The organism is Luteimonas sp. R10 (genome assembly GCF_045689605.1).
Classification (GTDB): domain Bacteria; phylum Pseudomonadota; class Gammaproteobacteria; order Xanthomonadales; family Xanthomonadaceae; genus Luteimonas.
This window is the reverse complement of the sequence record NZ_CP141262.1, coordinates 1185966-1200757: the sequence shown is the minus strand read 5'-3', so window position 1 is coordinate 1200757 and position 14792 is coordinate 1185966. Positions and strand designations below refer to the sequence as shown.

Below are 14792 nucleotides of genomic sequence, written 5' to 3'. Positions count from 1 at the left end.
GACGCCGCGAACTCATTTCCGCATGCGCGGGACGACCGCTCGGGCGCCATCCGCCGCCAGCCGGGCTTCGATGGCCTCGTGCAGGCCCGGGCCGGGCGGCAGGCGCAGTTCGAATTCGCCGCGCAGCACCTCGAGCACGGCGTCGGCGTTGGGCAATTCGCGGCGTTCGCTGGGGGCGCCGAGGCGATGGACGGCGAAGCTGCCGTTGCCCAGGGTCTTGCGCAACCCCGGCCCGGTGCGGGCGACGCGCAGCTGCCCGGAGAACGGCGAATCCGGATGGGTGGAGACGTACCAGTTGCCGACCTCCAAATCGATCTCCACCTGCGGCTGCAGGTCGAACACGTACAGGCCGCGCCACTCGCCCGCCACCTGCGCGCGCAGCAGGTACCGCCCGTCGCGTTCGAGCAGGCGGTAGGCCTCGTGCGGGGTGGCCTGCGGCGCGTCGGTGTCCAGCCGCAGCGGCCCGGTCGGCACCATGCCGCCGAAGCCGACGTCGGCCGTGTAGCGGACGCCGTCGATCGTCACCAGCACCAGCATGTGGGTGCGCGCGGTCGGCGCGTCCTCCGGGCCGCCCATCACCACCCGCGCGGTGAGCCCGCGCGCGTCGAACCCGAGCCGTTGCAGCAACGCCAGGAACAGGCGGTTGAGCTCGAAGCAGTAACCGCCGCGCCCGTCGTGCAGCAGCTTGCGCTCCAGCGACGGCAGGTCGATCGGCACCGGCGCGTGCACCAGCGTGGCGATCGTCTCGAAGATGAAGGCGGCGGTGTGCCGGCGCTGCAGCTCGCGCAACGTTTCCAGCGTCGGCGGCGGCGGTGCCGTGTAGCCCAGGCGGCCCAGATAAAGATCGATGTCCTTGATCGGCGTCGACATCGCAAGATCCCAATCGTTTGGCGTTGGGCCAGACGGTAGAACCTCGATCCCGGTCGAGGTCAAGGCCGCGGAGGCTTTGCGGGCGGAACGCTGTGGTGCGCCCGGGACTGGACGCCCGCGCGGCCATCACACCTTCGTCAGCCGCTCCGCGTAGCGCTGCAGGTAGAGCGGCCAGCCGCCCTCGCCGGCAACGCCGTCGCGCGCGCGCTCCCAGCCGTCGCCGTGCCGTTCGAGGTTGCGATGCTCGAGCTCGACCCGGGTGCGGTTCGGCGCCTCGGGAATGAAGCGCACCTCGACTTCGCTGGCCTTGGCGGGATCGGTTTCCAGGCGCCATTGCGGGCTGATGTGCCAGCTGATCACGACCCGGTTCGGCGGCTCGTAGGCCAGGACCCGGGCCCAGCGGCATTCGCTGCCGTCGACCCCGCGGTCGTAGAGATGGCCGCCCACCCGCGGCTCGAACACCGTCTCCGCGATCGGCACGCCCAGCAGGTTGTGCTCGCGCGGCTTGAAGCTGCCGAACTCCTCGGTGAAGACCCGGAAAGCCCGCTCGATGGGCGCCTCGACCACGATCTGCAGCCGTACGACCGTTTCCGCTACCTGTGTGTTCACGATCCCTCCTCGTTGGCTTGTTCCGCGACCCGCTTGTAGGCGGCCAATGACTTGCTCCAGAAGCGCTCCAGGTCGGCGCGAAGCGCGCCCACGCCGGCCGGGTTGAGGCTGTAGATGCGGCGGGTTCCGGCCGGGTGGTCCATCACCAGGCCGGCCTCCTTCAGCACCTTCAGGTGCTGCGAGACCGCGGGGCGGCTGACGGGCAGTTCACGGGCGATCTCGACGACGGCGCATGACCGGTCCGCGATCCGCTCGAAGATGGCCCGCCGTGTCGGATCGCCGAGGGCGGTCCAGGGATCTACTTGGTAAGTATTCACGAACGGTAAGTTATGTCTTACCATTAGCGGCGTCAAGCCCCCGGCACGACGCGACCGTCCCGCCGCTGCGGAACGGCCGAGGCGCGTTTCGCCGAACCGGTCCGTCAGCGAATGCCGCCGCCGGCGAACAGCCGCTCGCCGGTCAGCCAGTACGAGTCGTCCGAGGCCAGGAACACCGCGATGGAGGCGATGTCGTCGGGCTGGCCGACGCGGCCGAGCGGCGTATGGGCGACCACGCCGGCTTCCATGTCGGAACCGATGACGCCGGCCGCCTGCGTGCCTTCGGTGACGATCATCCCGGGGTTCAGCGCGTTGACGCGGATCCTGCGCGGGCCCAGCTCCTGCGAGAGCACACCGGTGATCGCGTCCACCGCGCCCTTGGTGCCGGCGTAGACCGCGCTGTCCGGCGGCACGATGCGGGTGATCACCGAGCCGATGTTGATGATGCTGGCGCCCTCGCCCATGTGCCTGGCCGCCACCTGCGTGGTCAGCAGCAGGCCGAGCACGTTGACGTCGAACTGGCGGCGGAAATCGTCCTCGGTGATCTCCTCGAGCGGCGCGAAGCCGTACACGCCCGAGTTGTTGACGAGCACGTCGAGCCGACCGAACCGCTCGATCGCCGCATCGATGATCGCCTGCGCGCCGGCTTTCTTCGACACGTCGCCCTGCACCGCGACCGCCCGTCCGCCGGCCGCGGCGATCCTGTCGACGACCGCATCGGCGCCGTCCTTGCTCGATGCGTAGTTGACGACCACCGACGCGCCTTCCGCGGCCAGGGCCTGGGCGATGGCGGCGCCGATGCCCTTGGAGGCGCCGGTGACGACGGCGACTTTGTCCTGCAGCTTGCTCATTTGATTTTCCTGGTTCGTTGGGGAGTTGGCTGCGATGCCGATGCACGTGCATGCCGTCGCCATCGACACCCATGACGTGCGAACGCCACGGGACCGGGAAAAGACGCGATCGGGGGAATGAGCGTCCCGCGGGCGGGAGGACCGCCACCGCCAGCAGTCCGGCCAGCGCGCCGCGGCGTCGTTGCGCCCGACGCGGTGCCGGTGCGTCGCTCCTCACCGATCCAGCGCTGGTCGTGGTCGGCAGCGGGGACGCCTCTTCCGCGCACTATGACCAACCGTTGCCGGTCACTGGTCAGTCCGCTAGGCTCAAGAGAAGGATTCCCTGAGCAAGGAGCGCTCGATGTCACGGCCTTTCATCTGCGTAGGCGACAGCCTTGACCACGGTGGCAGCGTAGTCACCGGTTCACCATTCACCGATATCTGCGGCAAGCCCGTTTCTCGGGTCAGCGATCAGGCGGTATGCAGCCGGCATGCGCGGTCGCTATCGTGACCGGCGACGCGGCACTGATCATCGATGGCCAGCCCGTGGCGCGGCATGGCGACAAGACCTCCGGCGGCGCCACGCTCATCTCATCGCAGGTGACGACCTTCACGGACCCCGGAAGCGCGCAGGGCGCCTCGACCGGCGGCGCAACTGTGGTGCAGGCCATGGCGACCGCATCAATGGCTGCGGCCGCAGCTGCGGCCGTGATCCCACAACCACGGCTACTGGTTGCTTTTCGGCTTCCAGCCCGATGATACGGCCGTTGCTCCAAATGGGCAGATTTATCTCCCCAAGCCCATCTATTCCGATGACTTCTCATCCGAACTTCTTGCTGAGGCCCGTCTCTTCATTCATGAAATGACGCACGTCTGGCAGTACCAGCTCGGCTATGCCGTCAGGCGGACAAGAGCCGTCCGCCCCAACATGTCCTATGACTACGTCCTGGACGAAGAGAAGCGGCTGTGCGACTACAACATGGAAGCACAGGGAAATATCCTTGCCGACTACTTCCTGCTCGAATTCAGGAACGCACCAAACTTCCTGTACGAGCGCCAGTACGCCAACTCAGCCGACGCAATCACCCGGTACAGGCGTACTCTCGACGCTTTCCTTCGGAATCCAGGCAGCAAGGAGAACCTTCCGAATGTCACGCGCTAGATGGAGCTTACGGCTGCTCCTTCCCATGCTTGTCGGCCTGCCATTTGCCGCAGGCTGCACGCAACCTCGCGGAACGTATCAGGAAGCACGCGTCCTGCTGGTGGACGGCGTTCCCTGCTTCGCTGCGGCGGACAATGACGAAGCTCGCAAATCTCCTCCCATTCTCGCGGGACTCGCTGTCTACGAATGGGAGGCCGACAAGGCTCGGATTCTCTGGAACCGCAGCTTTCCCGATAGCCCTCCCCTGTCGCCCGATGACTGCATCACCTATGATCCAGACTCCTCCGATGCCGCGGAGGATTTTTCACCCCTCCAGCCGGGAAATCACTACTCGGTGGAGATCAACTCGCACGTTCCGGACGGAAAGAGCAAGGACGGTGGAGTCGACTGGAAGAACCGCGTCTACTCGGCCGATTTCTGCCTGATCACTGACCAGGAAGGTGGCACGCCACGCGTTTATCAGGTGGGCAAGGACGAGTCTGGGCGGCGTGACTGGTCGTCCTGCTTCGCCGCTGGAGAACGCGGCACTACACCGTGATTCTGGGAGTGTGCTGCTGCCACCTCGCTTTGCTGCAGCACATGTCTCAGCAATCGCATTTCTGATCACGAGCGCCTCCATCACCGCCGGATGCTCCCATCCACGCGGCACTTACCAGGCCGCACGCGCAAGCATCCAGGTCCGCCATAATGTAGGCGTCGGTCTTCAGGTATTCGGCCGAGTTTCAGGACGTGGTCTTCAACGTCATGTCCATTCTCCAACTCACATGCAAACGCCAACGCTGACTCGATATCCGCACCCACTGTGCCGACCCGACATCTTCGGGTCGAACCGATGACTTTAGGCTGCGGGTCCAACCGGTATCGGAAAAATCCCAGCACGGCGCTCCGCCCGTTACGGCACCGCTGCCTCGCCGGTCCCGCCCCTCGCGGCAGCCATGCGGGTGGCGGCCTCCGGATGGTCGAGGTAGTAGGCCGCGTTGCCGGCCAGTTCGCGCCAGCGGCGGTGGTCCCGCAGCAGTCGCGCGATGTGCCGGGCGATGCACAGCATGTCGTCGGCGACGACCGCCACGTCGTGCTCCAGCCCGGCCTCGACCAGCCGCAGCATCAGCTCCGCGCGCTCGAGGCAGGTGTCCGACTCTTCCAGGGCATGACGCGACAGCGCCTCCAGACGGGCCGGCGGCAACCGCGCGATACCCGCATCGGCCAGCGCCGGCCCCTCGCCGCCCTGCAGCAGATGGACCAGCCGCTGCAGCGCGGTCTGCGCGAACGGGGAGGCCGCGGCCCCCGGCACGGGAGCGGCGCCGGGCGTGTCGTGCGGTCGCGGGTGGGGCAAGGCTTCGCGCATCGTCCTTCTCCTTTGCGTGGAACTCCTGCCGCGCTAGGCGGGCGGCGGCGCCTTCGGCCAATGGACCTGGCGCAGGCTGCAATCGAGCCGATCGGCCAACTCCTGGAAGCAATGCGCCAGCGCAGCCGGCTTGAGCGACAGCTCGGCCTCGGGCCGGTCGTCGTGCGGTGAGCGCGCCGCGGCCAGGCAGGCCAGCAGGCGCAGGCGGTCGCGGGTCTGCTCCAGTGCCAGGTGCGCGTCCTCGGGCAGCTGGTAGCAACCGGGCGTTGCGGGGCGAGCGGGTCCGTTGCTCATGTGCCTTCCTCGCGTGATCAGGATCCTTGCCAGCCGATACGTCGCGTGTGCCTGCGCTGCCGCCGCCCCGAAACTGCTGGCCCCACGCAACTCATACTATAGTCTGTCGACGGTCTTGGCGACGGGGAGTGACCCTTTCGCCGATGAACGGAGCCCCTCGCGTCCTCACCAAGGCCTTCGGCCGCGTCGTCAGCCAGGCCCGACGCGAGGCCGGATGGACGCAGGAAGAGCTGGCGCACCGTGCCGGGGTCCACCGCACCTACGTGGGCGACCTGGAGAACGGCCGCAAATCGCCGACGCTCGACGTGGTCGAGACGCTCGCCCGGGCCTTCGGCCGACCGGCGAACGAGCTGATCGCGGCCGCCGAAGCGCTCGTGGGCTAGTCGCGGGATTCGATGCCGTCCGCCGTGGATGGCATCGCACACGCGCGTCACGAAGACAGTCCTGCGTGTGGGTCCTCCGCCGTACGGCCGGCTTCCGGCCAATGAATCTGCCGCAGGACGCGATCGAGCCGGTCGGCCAGTTCTTGGCAGCAATGCGCCAGCGCTGCGGACTTGAGCGGCAGCTCGGCCACGGGCAGGTCGTCGTGCGGGAGCGCGGTGCGGCCAGGCGGGCCAGCAGGCACAGGTGATCGCGGGTCTGCTCGAGCACGAGATGTGCATCCTCGGGAAGCTGGTAGCAGCCAGGGCTGCAACGGGTGAGCGGGTCCCATCGAAAGGCCGCCGCGGGCCTGGTTCACCATGAGCGCCCGCCCCTGCGCTGCCGGCCATGGTGCTCCCGTACGGAAAAAGGGGGCTCGGCCAAGCGGCAGTTCCATGGAAATCCACCTGCAGCCCGTCGGAGCCGAACCGCGAAGGTCCGGCTGGAGGTCGAGCTGTTCGGCCGGTTGAAGGCGCCGGGGCTGGTTGCCAGCGTCGTCGATGCCATGAGACGCGGCCCAATCAAAAGGCCGCCCTGTGTATCCTTGGGCCAGGCACGAGCCTGAGGTGTATGTGGATTACGCGCTCCAGGGTGCCGCTTCATCTACGCGCATTCGTCTTGTCCGGCGCATTGGCTGGGCCCTCGTGTGGCTTGCCCTGGGGGTGATCAGCATCGAGTTCCTGCTGACCGTCTACGGGAAGTACCACCACCCGGATCCGGGTGCCTACACCATGTTCTGGTCGCGACGAGGTTGGCTGTGGACCCACCTTGCCGGCGGGGCGCTGACCGTTGCCCTGGGGCCGCTCCAGTTCCTGACCCGGTGGCCGCGAGCCTATCCGCGCCTGCATCGCTGGACGGGCCGGATCTACCTGGTCGGCATGCTCATCGCCTGTGCGGGTGCCACAGGGCTGATCGCGACTTCGCCGGCTCCATTCGAAATCCGTTCGGCATTCGCCGCCACCGCGCTGGCGTGGTTGACGACCGCCTTGGTCGCGCTGATCGCGATCCGCCGCGGCTTGGTGCGGCCGCACCGGCGCTGGATGATCCGCAACTATCTCGTGACGCTCTCTCCGATCACCTTCAGGATATTGCTTCAAGCGCAGATAGCGATGGAACTGGTGCCGTCACCGGCAACGATCGCAACTTTGCTCTGGCTGAGCTGGCTGCTTCCGCCACTCATCTATGAGGGGGCTTATCGCACCGTCGACCTGGTGCGTGCGGTACCCGCGCAGCGAGCAGGAATGGGCGCGCGCTCTCGCCGCGCATCGACGTAAGGTTCGCTTATGGTCGTGCGTCGGCCAGATTGGTCGGCAGTACGACCGCATGGCGGTAACGCGCGCGCCGCCGCCAGGATTATTCTTCGCTCGGTTCGGCCGGCAGCGCGAACTGGCGGAAGGCCCGGCTGGCCACGGTCGAGAACAGGTCGTTGGATCGGATGACTTCCGGAAATTTCCGCTCGGGACGATCCGTCGCGGGTATTCGATGCCGCGACCATCGGCGCCGCCATCCGTCGGGCGCGCAAGGTCCACGGTCTCACCCAGTCCCAGCTGGCCGGCCTGGCAGGCGCCGGCCTGCGCTTCATCAGCGAATTGGAGCGTGGCAAGCCGAACGTGGCGCTGGACAAGGTGCTGGCCGTGCTGGCGGTGCTCGGCCTGCGCTTGCAAGTCGTCGGAGCCGAATCGTGAACGACCGGCTGGCGGTCGAATTGTTCGGCCGGTCCGTGGGCGAGCTCGCGATCTCCGGCCCCCTGCGCAACCCCGAGGACTGGACATTCGCCTACCGCGAGGACTACCTGGCCTCGGCGTGATTGCAGGGAACGTCCGGCGGATCCACGATGGGATCGCCGCGCTGCGGGCGGCTGAGCCCATCGACTGGCTCGGCAGGCACGTTCGTCTGCGGGAACCCAGGTGGGGGTCGGCGTCGCGAGGTTGCGGCTCGGGCGTGCAAGGGTCTCCCCTCCGGAACCGCCCGCCAGTCCTATCGCTGTCAATACCGACGTTCTAGCATGCAGAACGGGCACCGCCCACGAGCGCTGCCGGCGTGACTCCACTAGCGGGCCGGCATCGCCACTCGCGTTGGGGAAAAGGGGGGGACGGGATCCGATACGGTGCACGGCTTGGCTGCAAGCCCGGGTCGGGGATGACACATCGAAGGGGCGCCATGAGCAAACGTACCCTCTCTTGCGCATCGGAGGAAATCGCCAAGCTGGTGGGCATCGCGCCCCCGGTGCTGCCAACCGTACTGCGTGGCGGAACGCGCCTGACCGGGCGGTGGGTGAACGATCCGTATGAAGGCTACGTCGGCGCCATGGGGCAGCACGTCGTGGCGGCCACGTTCGGCGGCTCCGGCGAAGCGACCGCCACGATCGACGGAAAACGCATCGTGGCGCCGACGCTGCCCGGTACGATCACGCTTGCGCCGCGCGGCCATGAGGGGCATTGGCGCATCAGCGGCCGGATCTCCGTCTCCAACATCTATCTTAGCCACGATCGCCTGGTGGGCTGCGCGGACCGGTTGGCGGAAGGCCGCGCATTCGAACTCCTGGATCGCGTCAATCACCACGACGCCAGGCTGTTCGCGATCATGAAGCTGATCTGCGACGAGATCGAGCAGCCGGAGCATCACTCGCTGGTCTTCCTCGAGCACGCATTGGACCTGATGTGCTTCCAGCTGCTTCGGTCCCATTCCACCCTGGCCAATCCGGCCCTCCAGCCACAGAAAGGCCTGGCGCAGTGGCAGGTCAGGCGCGTCCTGGCCTACATGCGGGAACACATCGGCGCGGACGTGGCGTTGCAGGATCTGGCCGACGTGGTCGGGATGAGCAGGTTCCACTTCTGCAGCGCCTTCCGCGCGGCAACCGGGTCGCCGCCCCACGAGTACCTGGCGCGCATGCGGATCAAGGCTGCATGCGAGTTGCTCAGGGGCGGTCACTTGCCGATCAAGCACGTCGCCCTGGCGGTGGGCTACGGCACCCCGTCGGCGTTCTCTGCGGCCTTTCACAAGGCGATGGGCATGACCCCGCGGCAATTCCGTCGCGAGGCATGAACTAGAGCTGCCGCCTGAGGGTGGCAGGCGTACTTCCTTCTTCCGGCTGAAGGCGTGCTGCTTGCGGGCCATCGGCGTGCGCACGCCCGGGCGCCCTTATCGATGCTTCCCTGTCTTCGTGCAGGATCCTGACGACCTCGGCGATGGCCAGGTCGTGCTCGTGCACGTTGTGCCTCGACGGCACGACCAGCATGGATGCCGAGCCTTCCAGCAATGCGCTGTGGACCGGTACCACCCCGTCGCTCGGTGGTACCGTTCCGGGAAGGTGGCCGGCGATGCTGTGGTAGGGGATGCCCGGCGCCGGCGGCAACGAGCGTGCCACGCGCATCACCGGCTGCGAACCGCGTAGCGTGCTGATGCTGTTGATGCTGCCCCGCAGGTACGTCTTTCGAAGCGCCTCCGGCACCGCGGCGGCATTCTGCCGGGCGATGCGCCGAAGCGCCCTGATCTCCGGCGTGCGGCGTCCCACGAGCCGATGGGCCAACCGCCCCGCGAGCGACTCGGCCGCAGGACTGCCTCGATGAGGCGCCGCCAGGAAGGTCGCGCGCCGTACGCCCGGATACGGCCGGAACCGGAACATGCGCTCCAGCGCTGCCAGGTCTTCGCCGTCGCCCACCAGTTCCGCGGGAGGCCGCAGAAATGCCGTTCGCCACAGCGCGTCGCCCGAATCGACCGTCAACAGCCGCGCCACGACGCCGCCCATGCTGTGGCCGACGAGCACCATGCCGCGTCGCGCGGCATCGTCGCCTGCGGGGTCCAGGACCGCCCAGGCGGCATCGAGGTGATCCTGCACGCGCAGCCGGGCAACGAGCACGGGGTCATTCGTCGGGTACACCAGCTGCCAGACCTGATAGCGGTTCCTCAGCTCAGGATCCGCCCAGACGGCATTGGACAGGCTCGCCCACGTGAGCGGGCTGCTCCCCAGTCCGTGGACCATGACCAGCGGACGCTTCTGGGGATCGTAGTCCTCCAGCAGGTACACGCCCGCCCGTCTGCCCAGTTCCTGCCCGCCCAGCAGTCCCCAGATCGAAAGTCGTCGAATCGGCGAATCCCGCAGGCCGGCGGCGTAGAACGCCGAGGTGTCCATCGCCAGGACCCACGTCCTGGCGCCTGTCCGTATCGAACCGCTGCGCACCGGATGCGCCAGCACCAGATGCGGAGGCCCTCCGCCCGGTCCCGCCTGGATCCAGGCCGTGGCGGACCTGAAAACACCCGACGGCGGCAGCAACCTGCAGGCCGGCGCGTGGGTGCAACGGGGCGAGATCAAGGCCACGGGCACGCCAAAACCCGGCTTCGAGTGGCGCCGGCCCCCGAACCTCGACATGGACACGTCATTGGCCGGCACGATCCGGAGCGTGGCGCCGAGGTTGGGCGATGCGTTGCGCAGTTCGAGAAAGATGCCCGTGCCCTCGACGGCCTGTTCGCCCTCGCTCCACGCATCCCGGAAGCGGAGCGCCTGCGTCAGGAAGCTTTCACTGCACCGGGTCGCCAGTGCTGCCGCTGCCGGCGCCTGCCCATCGTCGGCATCCGCCATCGCCGCATGCGCCGTCACCGCGCACTCGATCCAAGCGGACAGCGCTGTGCGGCCCGGCAATGCGCCGGCGCGACGGGATGCCGCAATCGCCTTCTCGAGGGAAGACGCTGCCTCCTCGCTCGCATCCCGGGAAGCGGACACCCGGCCCGACATCGCCTCGCGCGTCGTGCCGCAGCCCGCCAGGCCGAGGACGGCCGCGAGCGTGCATGCCGCAAGCAGGATGCGTTCTTTGCACGGAGGCCTCACTTCGGAAGGCACCGCGGATCATGCGCCGTGCAGCAGGTTCTCGATGCGGATCGGCAGGTGCCGCACGCGTTTTCCGGTCGCATGATAGATCGCGTTGGCGATCGCCGGCGCCACGCCCACCAGGGAAATCTCACCCAGTCCCTTGACTCCAAGCGGGTTGACGTAGGGGTCCTCTTCATCGATGAAATGCACCTGGATGTCGCCGATATCCAGGTTCACCGGCACCAGATAATCCGCCATGTGCGCGTTGACGGGGCGCCCATCGCGCTTGTCGAGCACCGTGGACTCCATGACGGCCATGCCGATGCCGCCGACCATGCCGCCGATGCACTGGCTGGTCGCCAGTCGGGGATTGACGATCCGGCCCGCGCCGTAGGCGCCGACCATCCGCCGAACGTGCATGGTGTAGACGTCCGGGTCGATCGCCACTTCCACGAAGACCGCGCCGAAGGCGTGCATGGAGTATTTGCCGGCTTCCTCGCTGCGTCCTCCCGTCGCCGTGGCCATCAGGCCCGGGGGGCCCAGCGCGGCGAGCCGGGCGTAGCCGAGCCGCTCGCTGGCGCCGCGACGCATCAGCGCGCCCGCGTCCCAGTGGAGATCCCCGGGCGAGGCGCCCGCGAACGGCGAGGCGGCGCTGGAGGCGGCCAGCGCGAGCAGCTCGGCCCGCAGCGCCTGGCACGCGGCACGGACGCCGGACCCCACCGAGGCCATCGTCATCGATCCCCCGTGCGGAGGCGTCGGCGGAAAATCGGACCGGCCCAGCCGGAACTTCACCGCCGACATCGGCACGCCCAGTGCTTCGGCTGCGACCTGCGTGATGGAGGTGTACGTGCCCGGCCCCATGTCGCTGGCGGCCGCTTCCACTTCGAACTCGCCCGCCGGCGTGATCCGCGCCCGCGCACTGGCCGGAGCGAACCACACCGGATAGGTGCCAGAGGCCATCCCCCAGCCGACCAGCAGCCGCCCGTCCTTCATCGAGCCGGGCACGGGCGAGCGCCTGGCCCAGCCGAAGCTTCGGGCGCCGACGTCATGGCACTGCAACAGCGAGCGGCTGGAGAACGGCAGTCCGCTGCCCTCGTCGAGCTTCGGCTCGTTGAGGCGGCGCAACTCGACCGGGTCCATCTCCAGCTTGTAGGCCAGCTCGTCCATGGCGCACTCGATCGCGAAGATGCCGCTGGCCTCGCCGGGGCCGCGCATGTAGGTCGGCGTGGAGGTATCGCATGGCTGCAGGCGATACCGCACCCGCAGGTTGGGGCAGGAATACAGGTAGCTGGTCGCCGAGACCAGGGCTTCGGCGAACTGCTCGTAGCGGCTGGTCTCGCCCGTTCCCTCGTGCTCGACGTGCGTCAGGCGGCCGTCCGGCGTGGCGCCGAGGCGCACGCGCTGGGTCGTGAACGGCCGGTGCCCGGTGGTGTAGAACGTCTGCTTGCGGGACAACGTCAGCTTGACCGGCTGGCCCGTCATCCTGGCCGCCAGCGCCGCCAGCGTGACGTGCGGCCAGGTCCTCAAGGTCGTCCCGAATGCCCCGCCCACGTACGGGCTGATCACCTGCACGTTGGCCGGATCGATGCCGAAGATCGCCGCGATCTCCGCCTGCTCGTTGACGACGAACTGACTCTTGCTCCACAGCGTGAGCCTGTCGCCCGTCCAGGCGGCAAGCGTCGCATGCAGCTCGATGGGGGTGTGGTTCTCGCGCGCGATCTCGTAGCGTTCGTCCACCGTGACCGCGCCGGGGACGGCCTGCTCCAGGTCGCCGCGCGATTTGTCGGCCTCCTCGCCCATCGCCTCGGGCAGCACCACCGGCAGCGACGGGTCGCGCAAGTCGACCTTCGGCTGCCGGCGGTCGTACCGGATGTTCAATGCCCTGGCTGCGCGCTCGGCCTGGTCCAGGGAACGGGCGACCACCACGGCCACCGGCTGCCCATAGAAGTGGATCCTGTCGTCCTGCAGGACGTGCAGGCGCTCGCCCACGGCCGGATCGATGAACGTCTTGTGCGGCTTGTAGGCGAGCCTGGGGGCATTGAGGTGACTGATGACCGCCACCACGCCCGGCATCGTTTCGACGGCGGAGGCGTCGATCGACCGGATCCTGCCCAGGCCGATGGTGGCGTTGACGATGACGCCGTGGAGCTGGCCCGGCAGGTGGAAGTCGCCGGCGTATTGCGCCCTCCCCGTCACCTTGTCGCGGCCGTCGACTCGCCGCTCGCTCTTTCCGATCAGGGCGTTCATGCCGGGACCTCGTGGGCCATTTCGAATGCGCGCGCCACTGTCCTGGCGAGCAGCGGAATCTTGTAGGCGTTGTTGGTCAACGCACGTGCGCCGGCGGTGGACGCTTCGCCCGCGCGTTCGAACAGGGCGCGGCCGGGCGCCTGGCCGACCAGGAGTTTCTCCACCTCCCGCATGCGCCACGGGCGCGTCCCCACGCCGCCGCAGGCCAGGCGCGCATCCCGGATGGTGCCGTCCTGGATGTCGAGCGCGGCGGCCGCAGCCACCAGGGCGAACTCGTAGGAGGCGCGGTCGCGCACCTTGAGATAGCGGGCCCTTCGGGCGTGCGGACCCAGCGGAACGCGGACCTCCAAGATCAGTTCCCCCGGAAGCAGCGTGTGTTCCAGGTGGGGCGTCGCGCCCGGCAGCCGGAACAGGTCCTCGACCGGGAAACTGCGTTCGCCGGCGGGCCCCTGCACCCGCAGGGTGGCATCCATGGCGACCAGCGAGACCGCGAGATCGGAAGGGTGCGTGGCCGCGCAATGTTCGCTCGCCCCCAGCACGGCATGACCGGCGTTCAGGCCCGCCAGCGCCGAGCACCCCGATCCGGGCAGGCGCTTGTTGCAGCCGGCATCGAGCATCCGGAAGTACGGGCAGCGCACGCGTTGCAGCAGGTTGCCGCCGATGGAAGCCATGTTGCGCAGCTGCGGCGATGCGCCTTCGACCAGGGTTTCCGAAAGCAGCGGGTGTGCGCGGCGGACCTCGCCGTTGGCGGCCACGTCCGACATCCGCGCGAGTCCGCCGATGGCCAGCGCTTCCCCTTCGATGCGGATGTGGTCGAGCGGCAAGGCGTTGATGTCGACGAGATTCCGCGGCTGTTCGACCTCTTCGCGCATGAGGTCGTAGAGCGTCGTCCCTCCCGCGATATAGCGCGCACCGCCCCTCGTCGCGGCGAGCGCCTGTTCGACGGTGGATGCGCGGCGAAGCTCGAAGGGAATCATGGCAGCCCTCCCTTTGCGACTTCCGCGATGGCCGCCGTGATGCCGGGATAGGCGCCGCAGCGGCAGATGTTCCCGCTCATCCAGTACTTGATGTCGCGGTGGGAACCCGCATGGCCCTCTTCGATGCAGGCGACGCCGGACATGATCTGGCCCGACGTGCAGTAGCCGCACTGGAAGCCTTCATGCTCGATGAAGGCCGCCTGCAGCGGATGGAGTTCGTCGCCGCGGGCCAGGCCCTCGATGGTGGTTACGGACGCGCCGTCGTACAGCACCGCGGGCGCCAGGCACGAGACGATGCGCCGGTTGTCCACGATGACCGTGCAGGCGCCACAGGCGCCCTGGTTGCATCCCTTCTTCGTGCCCGTCAGCTGCAGGGACTCGCGCAGGACGTCGAGCAGCGATTGCCGGTTGTCCACGTCCAGCTCGTGCGCCTTGCCGTTGACGGTCAGGGCGATCGTGGTGGACGGCGCCTGCGGCGATGCCCGTTCGCCGGATTGCGCGGAGAGCATGGGCAGCGGGAGGACTGCCGTGCCCGCCACCGCCGATCCTGCGATGAGGAAATCGCGACGCGAACTCTCCGGCGGATCGGCCGTCCCTGCGGGCGCGCGAGCGGTGGGCGGAGCGGCGTCGGGAGGAACGGGCTGGCTCATGGGCTTGCCTCTCGTGGCGGGTATGCCGTGCCTCGACCGCGCCCTGCCGGACGCTCCCCCAGTCGCGGCACGGAACCGCACCGCGCGACGATGGCACTGGCGTTAGTTGGTCCCGCTTCTCCGGCCCAGTCAATTGCGATTCGCCAGCATGTCGAGAAGCGTCCGCAACTTGCCGACAATCCCCGCAATCTCTCGCAACTTGGGGCTCCGCTCAGGTTGTCCCAGCTGCCTGGGACGACCTGCCCCATGGTGGAGCGCGCCCCA

The 14792-nt window shown here is 68.3% G+C and carries 19 protein-coding genes and 1 pseudogene; 9 read left to right on the top strand and 11 right to left on the bottom strand.

Features of this window, described 5'->3' with window-relative positions; genetic code table 11:
• Positions 1–12: 12 nt before the first annotated feature.
• From U3649_RS05105 to U3649_RS05090, 4 genes are all read right to left on the bottom strand, one after another.
• The gene (locus U3649_RS05105; protein WP_407353796.1) at positions 13–870 is read right to left on the bottom strand and encodes an arylamine N-acetyltransferase family protein; all 858 of its coding nucleotides are present in this window, start codon (positions 868–870) and stop codon (positions 13–15) included.
• Between the two features lie 126 nt (positions 871–996).
• Complete coding sequence (locus U3649_RS05100) at positions 997–1479, bottom strand: SRPBCC family protein (protein WP_407353795.1); 483 nt, start codon at positions 1477–1479, stop codon at positions 997–999.
• Positions 1476–1796 (bottom strand): ArsR/SmtB family transcription factor, encoded by a 321-nt coding sequence (locus U3649_RS05095; protein ID WP_407353794.1) that lies wholly within the window; start codon positions 1794–1796, stop codon positions 1476–1478. The genes U3649_RS05100 and U3649_RS05095 overlap by 4 nt, the downstream gene beginning before the upstream one ends.
• 104 nt (positions 1797–1900) lie before the next feature.
• A complete protein-coding gene (locus U3649_RS05090) occupies positions 1901–2647 on the bottom strand; it encodes a glucose 1-dehydrogenase (protein ID WP_407353793.1) in 747 nt (248 codons plus the stop codon).
• A 340-nt stretch (positions 2648–2987) separates the two neighbouring features.
• Between U3649_RS05090 and U3649_RS05085 the strand changes: the two genes are divergently transcribed.
• Genes U3649_RS05085 through U3649_RS05070 form a run of 4 tightly spaced genes read left to right on the top strand, consistent with a single transcriptional unit; the run spans position 2988 to position 4326 of the window.
• On the top strand, positions 2988–3137 hold the full coding sequence (locus U3649_RS05085) for a PAAR domain-containing protein (protein WP_407353792.1): 150 nt from the start codon (positions 2988–2990) through the stop codon (positions 3135–3137).
• Positions 3134–3385, top strand: coding sequence for a PAAR domain-containing protein (locus U3649_RS05080; RefSeq protein ID WP_407353791.1), 252 nt, complete (start codon positions 3134–3136; stop codon positions 3383–3385). The genes U3649_RS05085 and U3649_RS05080 overlap by 4 nt, the downstream gene beginning before the upstream one ends.
• Positions 3360–3788 (top strand): hypothetical protein, encoded by a 429-nt coding sequence (locus U3649_RS05075; RefSeq protein ID WP_407353790.1) that lies wholly within the window; start codon positions 3360–3362, stop codon positions 3786–3788. Before U3649_RS05080 ends, U3649_RS05075 begins: the two co-directional genes overlap by 26 nt.
• Positions 3789–3813: 25 nt before the next feature.
• Positions 3814–4326: a hypothetical protein gene (locus U3649_RS05070; RefSeq protein WP_407353789.1), complete on the top strand. Its 513-nt coding sequence runs from the start codon at positions 3814–3816 to the stop codon at positions 4324–4326.
• Between the two features lie 354 nt (positions 4327–4680).
• Here U3649_RS05070 and U3649_RS05065 read toward each other — a convergent pair whose 3' ends face one another.
• Positions 4681–5133 carry a hypothetical protein gene (locus U3649_RS05065; RefSeq protein WP_407353788.1) on the bottom strand — a complete coding sequence of 151 codons (453 nt, stop codon included), beginning with the start codon at positions 5131–5133 and terminating at the stop codon, positions 4681–4683.
• Between the two features lie 33 nt (positions 5134–5166).
• Entirely contained in the window at positions 5167–5427 is a 261-nt protein-coding gene (locus U3649_RS05060; RefSeq protein ID WP_407353787.1) for an XAC0095 family protein, read from the bottom strand.
• A gap of 143 nt (positions 5428–5570) precedes the next feature.
• Between U3649_RS05060 and U3649_RS05055 the strand changes: the two genes are divergently transcribed.
• Positions 5571–5810, top strand: coding sequence for a helix-turn-helix domain-containing protein (locus tag U3649_RS05055; protein ID WP_407353786.1), 240 nt, complete (start codon positions 5571–5573; stop codon positions 5808–5810).
• 214 nt (positions 5811–6024) lie between these two features.
• Here U3649_RS05055 and U3649_RS05050 read toward each other — a convergent pair.
• Positions 6025–6093: pseudogene (locus tag U3649_RS05050) on the bottom strand (hypothetical protein); the annotation flags it as partial.
• 383 nt (positions 6094–6476) lie between these two features.
• Between U3649_RS05050 and U3649_RS05045 the strand changes: the two are divergent.
• From U3649_RS05045 to U3649_RS05030, 4 genes are all read left to right on the top strand, one after another.
• A complete protein-coding gene (locus tag U3649_RS05045) occupies positions 6477–7121 on the top strand; it encodes a DUF2306 domain-containing protein (protein WP_407354547.1) in 645 nt (214 codons plus the stop codon).
• A 174-nt stretch (positions 7122–7295) separates the two neighbouring features.
• Positions 7296–7532 (top strand): helix-turn-helix transcriptional regulator, encoded by a 237-nt coding sequence (locus U3649_RS05040; protein WP_407354546.1) that lies wholly within the window; start codon positions 7296–7298, stop codon positions 7530–7532.
• The gene (locus U3649_RS05035) at positions 7529–7654 is read left to right on the top strand and encodes a hypothetical protein (RefSeq protein ID WP_407353785.1); all 126 of its coding nucleotides are present in this window, start codon (positions 7529–7531) and stop codon (positions 7652–7654) included. Before U3649_RS05040 ends, U3649_RS05035 begins: the two co-directional genes overlap by 4 nt.
• A 353-nt stretch (positions 7655–8007) precedes the next feature.
• Positions 8008–8892, top strand: a complete 885-nt coding sequence (locus U3649_RS05030; protein WP_407353784.1) for a helix-turn-helix domain-containing protein — start codon at positions 8008–8010, stop codon at positions 8890–8892.
• A 1-nt stretch (position 8893) separates the two neighbouring features.
• Here the strand turns inward: U3649_RS05030 and U3649_RS05025 are convergent, their stop codons facing one another.
• Genes U3649_RS05025 through U3649_RS05010 form a run of 4 tightly spaced genes read right to left on the bottom strand, consistent with a single transcriptional unit; the run spans position 8894 to position 14528 of the window.
• On the bottom strand, positions 8894–10684 hold the full coding sequence (locus U3649_RS05025; RefSeq protein ID WP_407353783.1) for an esterase/lipase family protein: 1791 nt from the start codon (positions 10682–10684) through the stop codon (positions 8894–8896).
• Between the two features lie 6 nt (positions 10685–10690).
• Positions 10691–12901, bottom strand: a complete 2211-nt coding sequence (locus tag U3649_RS05020; RefSeq protein WP_407353782.1) for a xanthine dehydrogenase family protein molybdopterin-binding subunit — start codon at positions 12899–12901, stop codon at positions 10691–10693.
• The gene (locus U3649_RS05015) at positions 12898–13878 is read right to left on the bottom strand and encodes an FAD binding domain-containing protein (protein ID WP_407353781.1); all 981 of its coding nucleotides are present in this window, start codon (positions 13876–13878) and stop codon (positions 12898–12900) included. Before U3649_RS05015 ends, U3649_RS05020 begins: the two co-directional genes overlap by 4 nt.
• Positions 13875–14528: a 2Fe-2S iron-sulfur cluster-binding protein gene (locus U3649_RS05010; RefSeq protein ID WP_407353780.1), complete on the bottom strand. Its 654-nt coding sequence runs from the start codon at positions 14526–14528 to the stop codon at positions 13875–13877. The genes U3649_RS05015 and U3649_RS05010 overlap by 4 nt, the downstream gene beginning before the upstream one ends.
• Between the last annotated feature and the right edge of the window lie 264 nt (positions 14529–14792).

Coding starts and splice junctions, on each gene's coding strand:
- U3649_RS05105 (WP_407353796.1), bottom strand. CDS start 870: ATGTCGACGCCGATCAAGGACATCGATCTTTATCTGGGCCGCCTGGGC.
- U3649_RS05090 (WP_407353793.1), bottom strand. CDS start 2,647: ATGAGCAAGCTGCAGGACAAAGTCGCCGTCGTCACCGGCGCCTCCAAG.
- U3649_RS05085 (WP_407353792.1), top strand. CDS start 2,988: ATGTCACGGCCTTTCATCTGCGTAGGCGACAGCCTTGACCACGGTGGC.
- U3649_RS05070 (WP_407353789.1), top strand. CDS start 3,814: ATGCTTGTCGGCCTGCCATTTGCCGCAGGCTGCACGCAACCTCGCGGA.
- U3649_RS05065 (WP_407353788.1), bottom strand. CDS start 5,133: ATGCGCGAAGCCTTGCCCCACCCGCGACCGCACGACACGCCCGGCGCC.
- U3649_RS05060 (WP_407353787.1), bottom strand. CDS start 5,427: ATGAGCAACGGACCCGCTCGCCCCGCAACGCCCGGTTGCTACCAGCTG.
- U3649_RS05055 (WP_407353786.1), top strand. CDS start 5,571: ATGAACGGAGCCCCTCGCGTCCTCACCAAGGCCTTCGGCCGCGTCGTC.
- U3649_RS05030 (WP_407353784.1), top strand. CDS start 8,008: ATGAGCAAACGTACCCTCTCTTGCGCATCGGAGGAAATCGCCAAGCTG.
- U3649_RS05020 (WP_407353782.1), bottom strand. CDS start 12,901: ATGAACGCCCTGATCGGAAAGAGCGAGCGGCGAGTCGACGGCCGCGAC.
- U3649_RS05015 (WP_407353781.1), bottom strand. CDS start 13,878: ATGATTCCCTTCGAGCTTCGCCGCGCATCCACCGTCGAACAGGCGCTC.
- U3649_RS05010 (WP_407353780.1), bottom strand. CDS start 14,528: ATGAGCCAGCCCGTTCCTCCCGACGCCGCTCCGCCCACCGCTCGCGCG.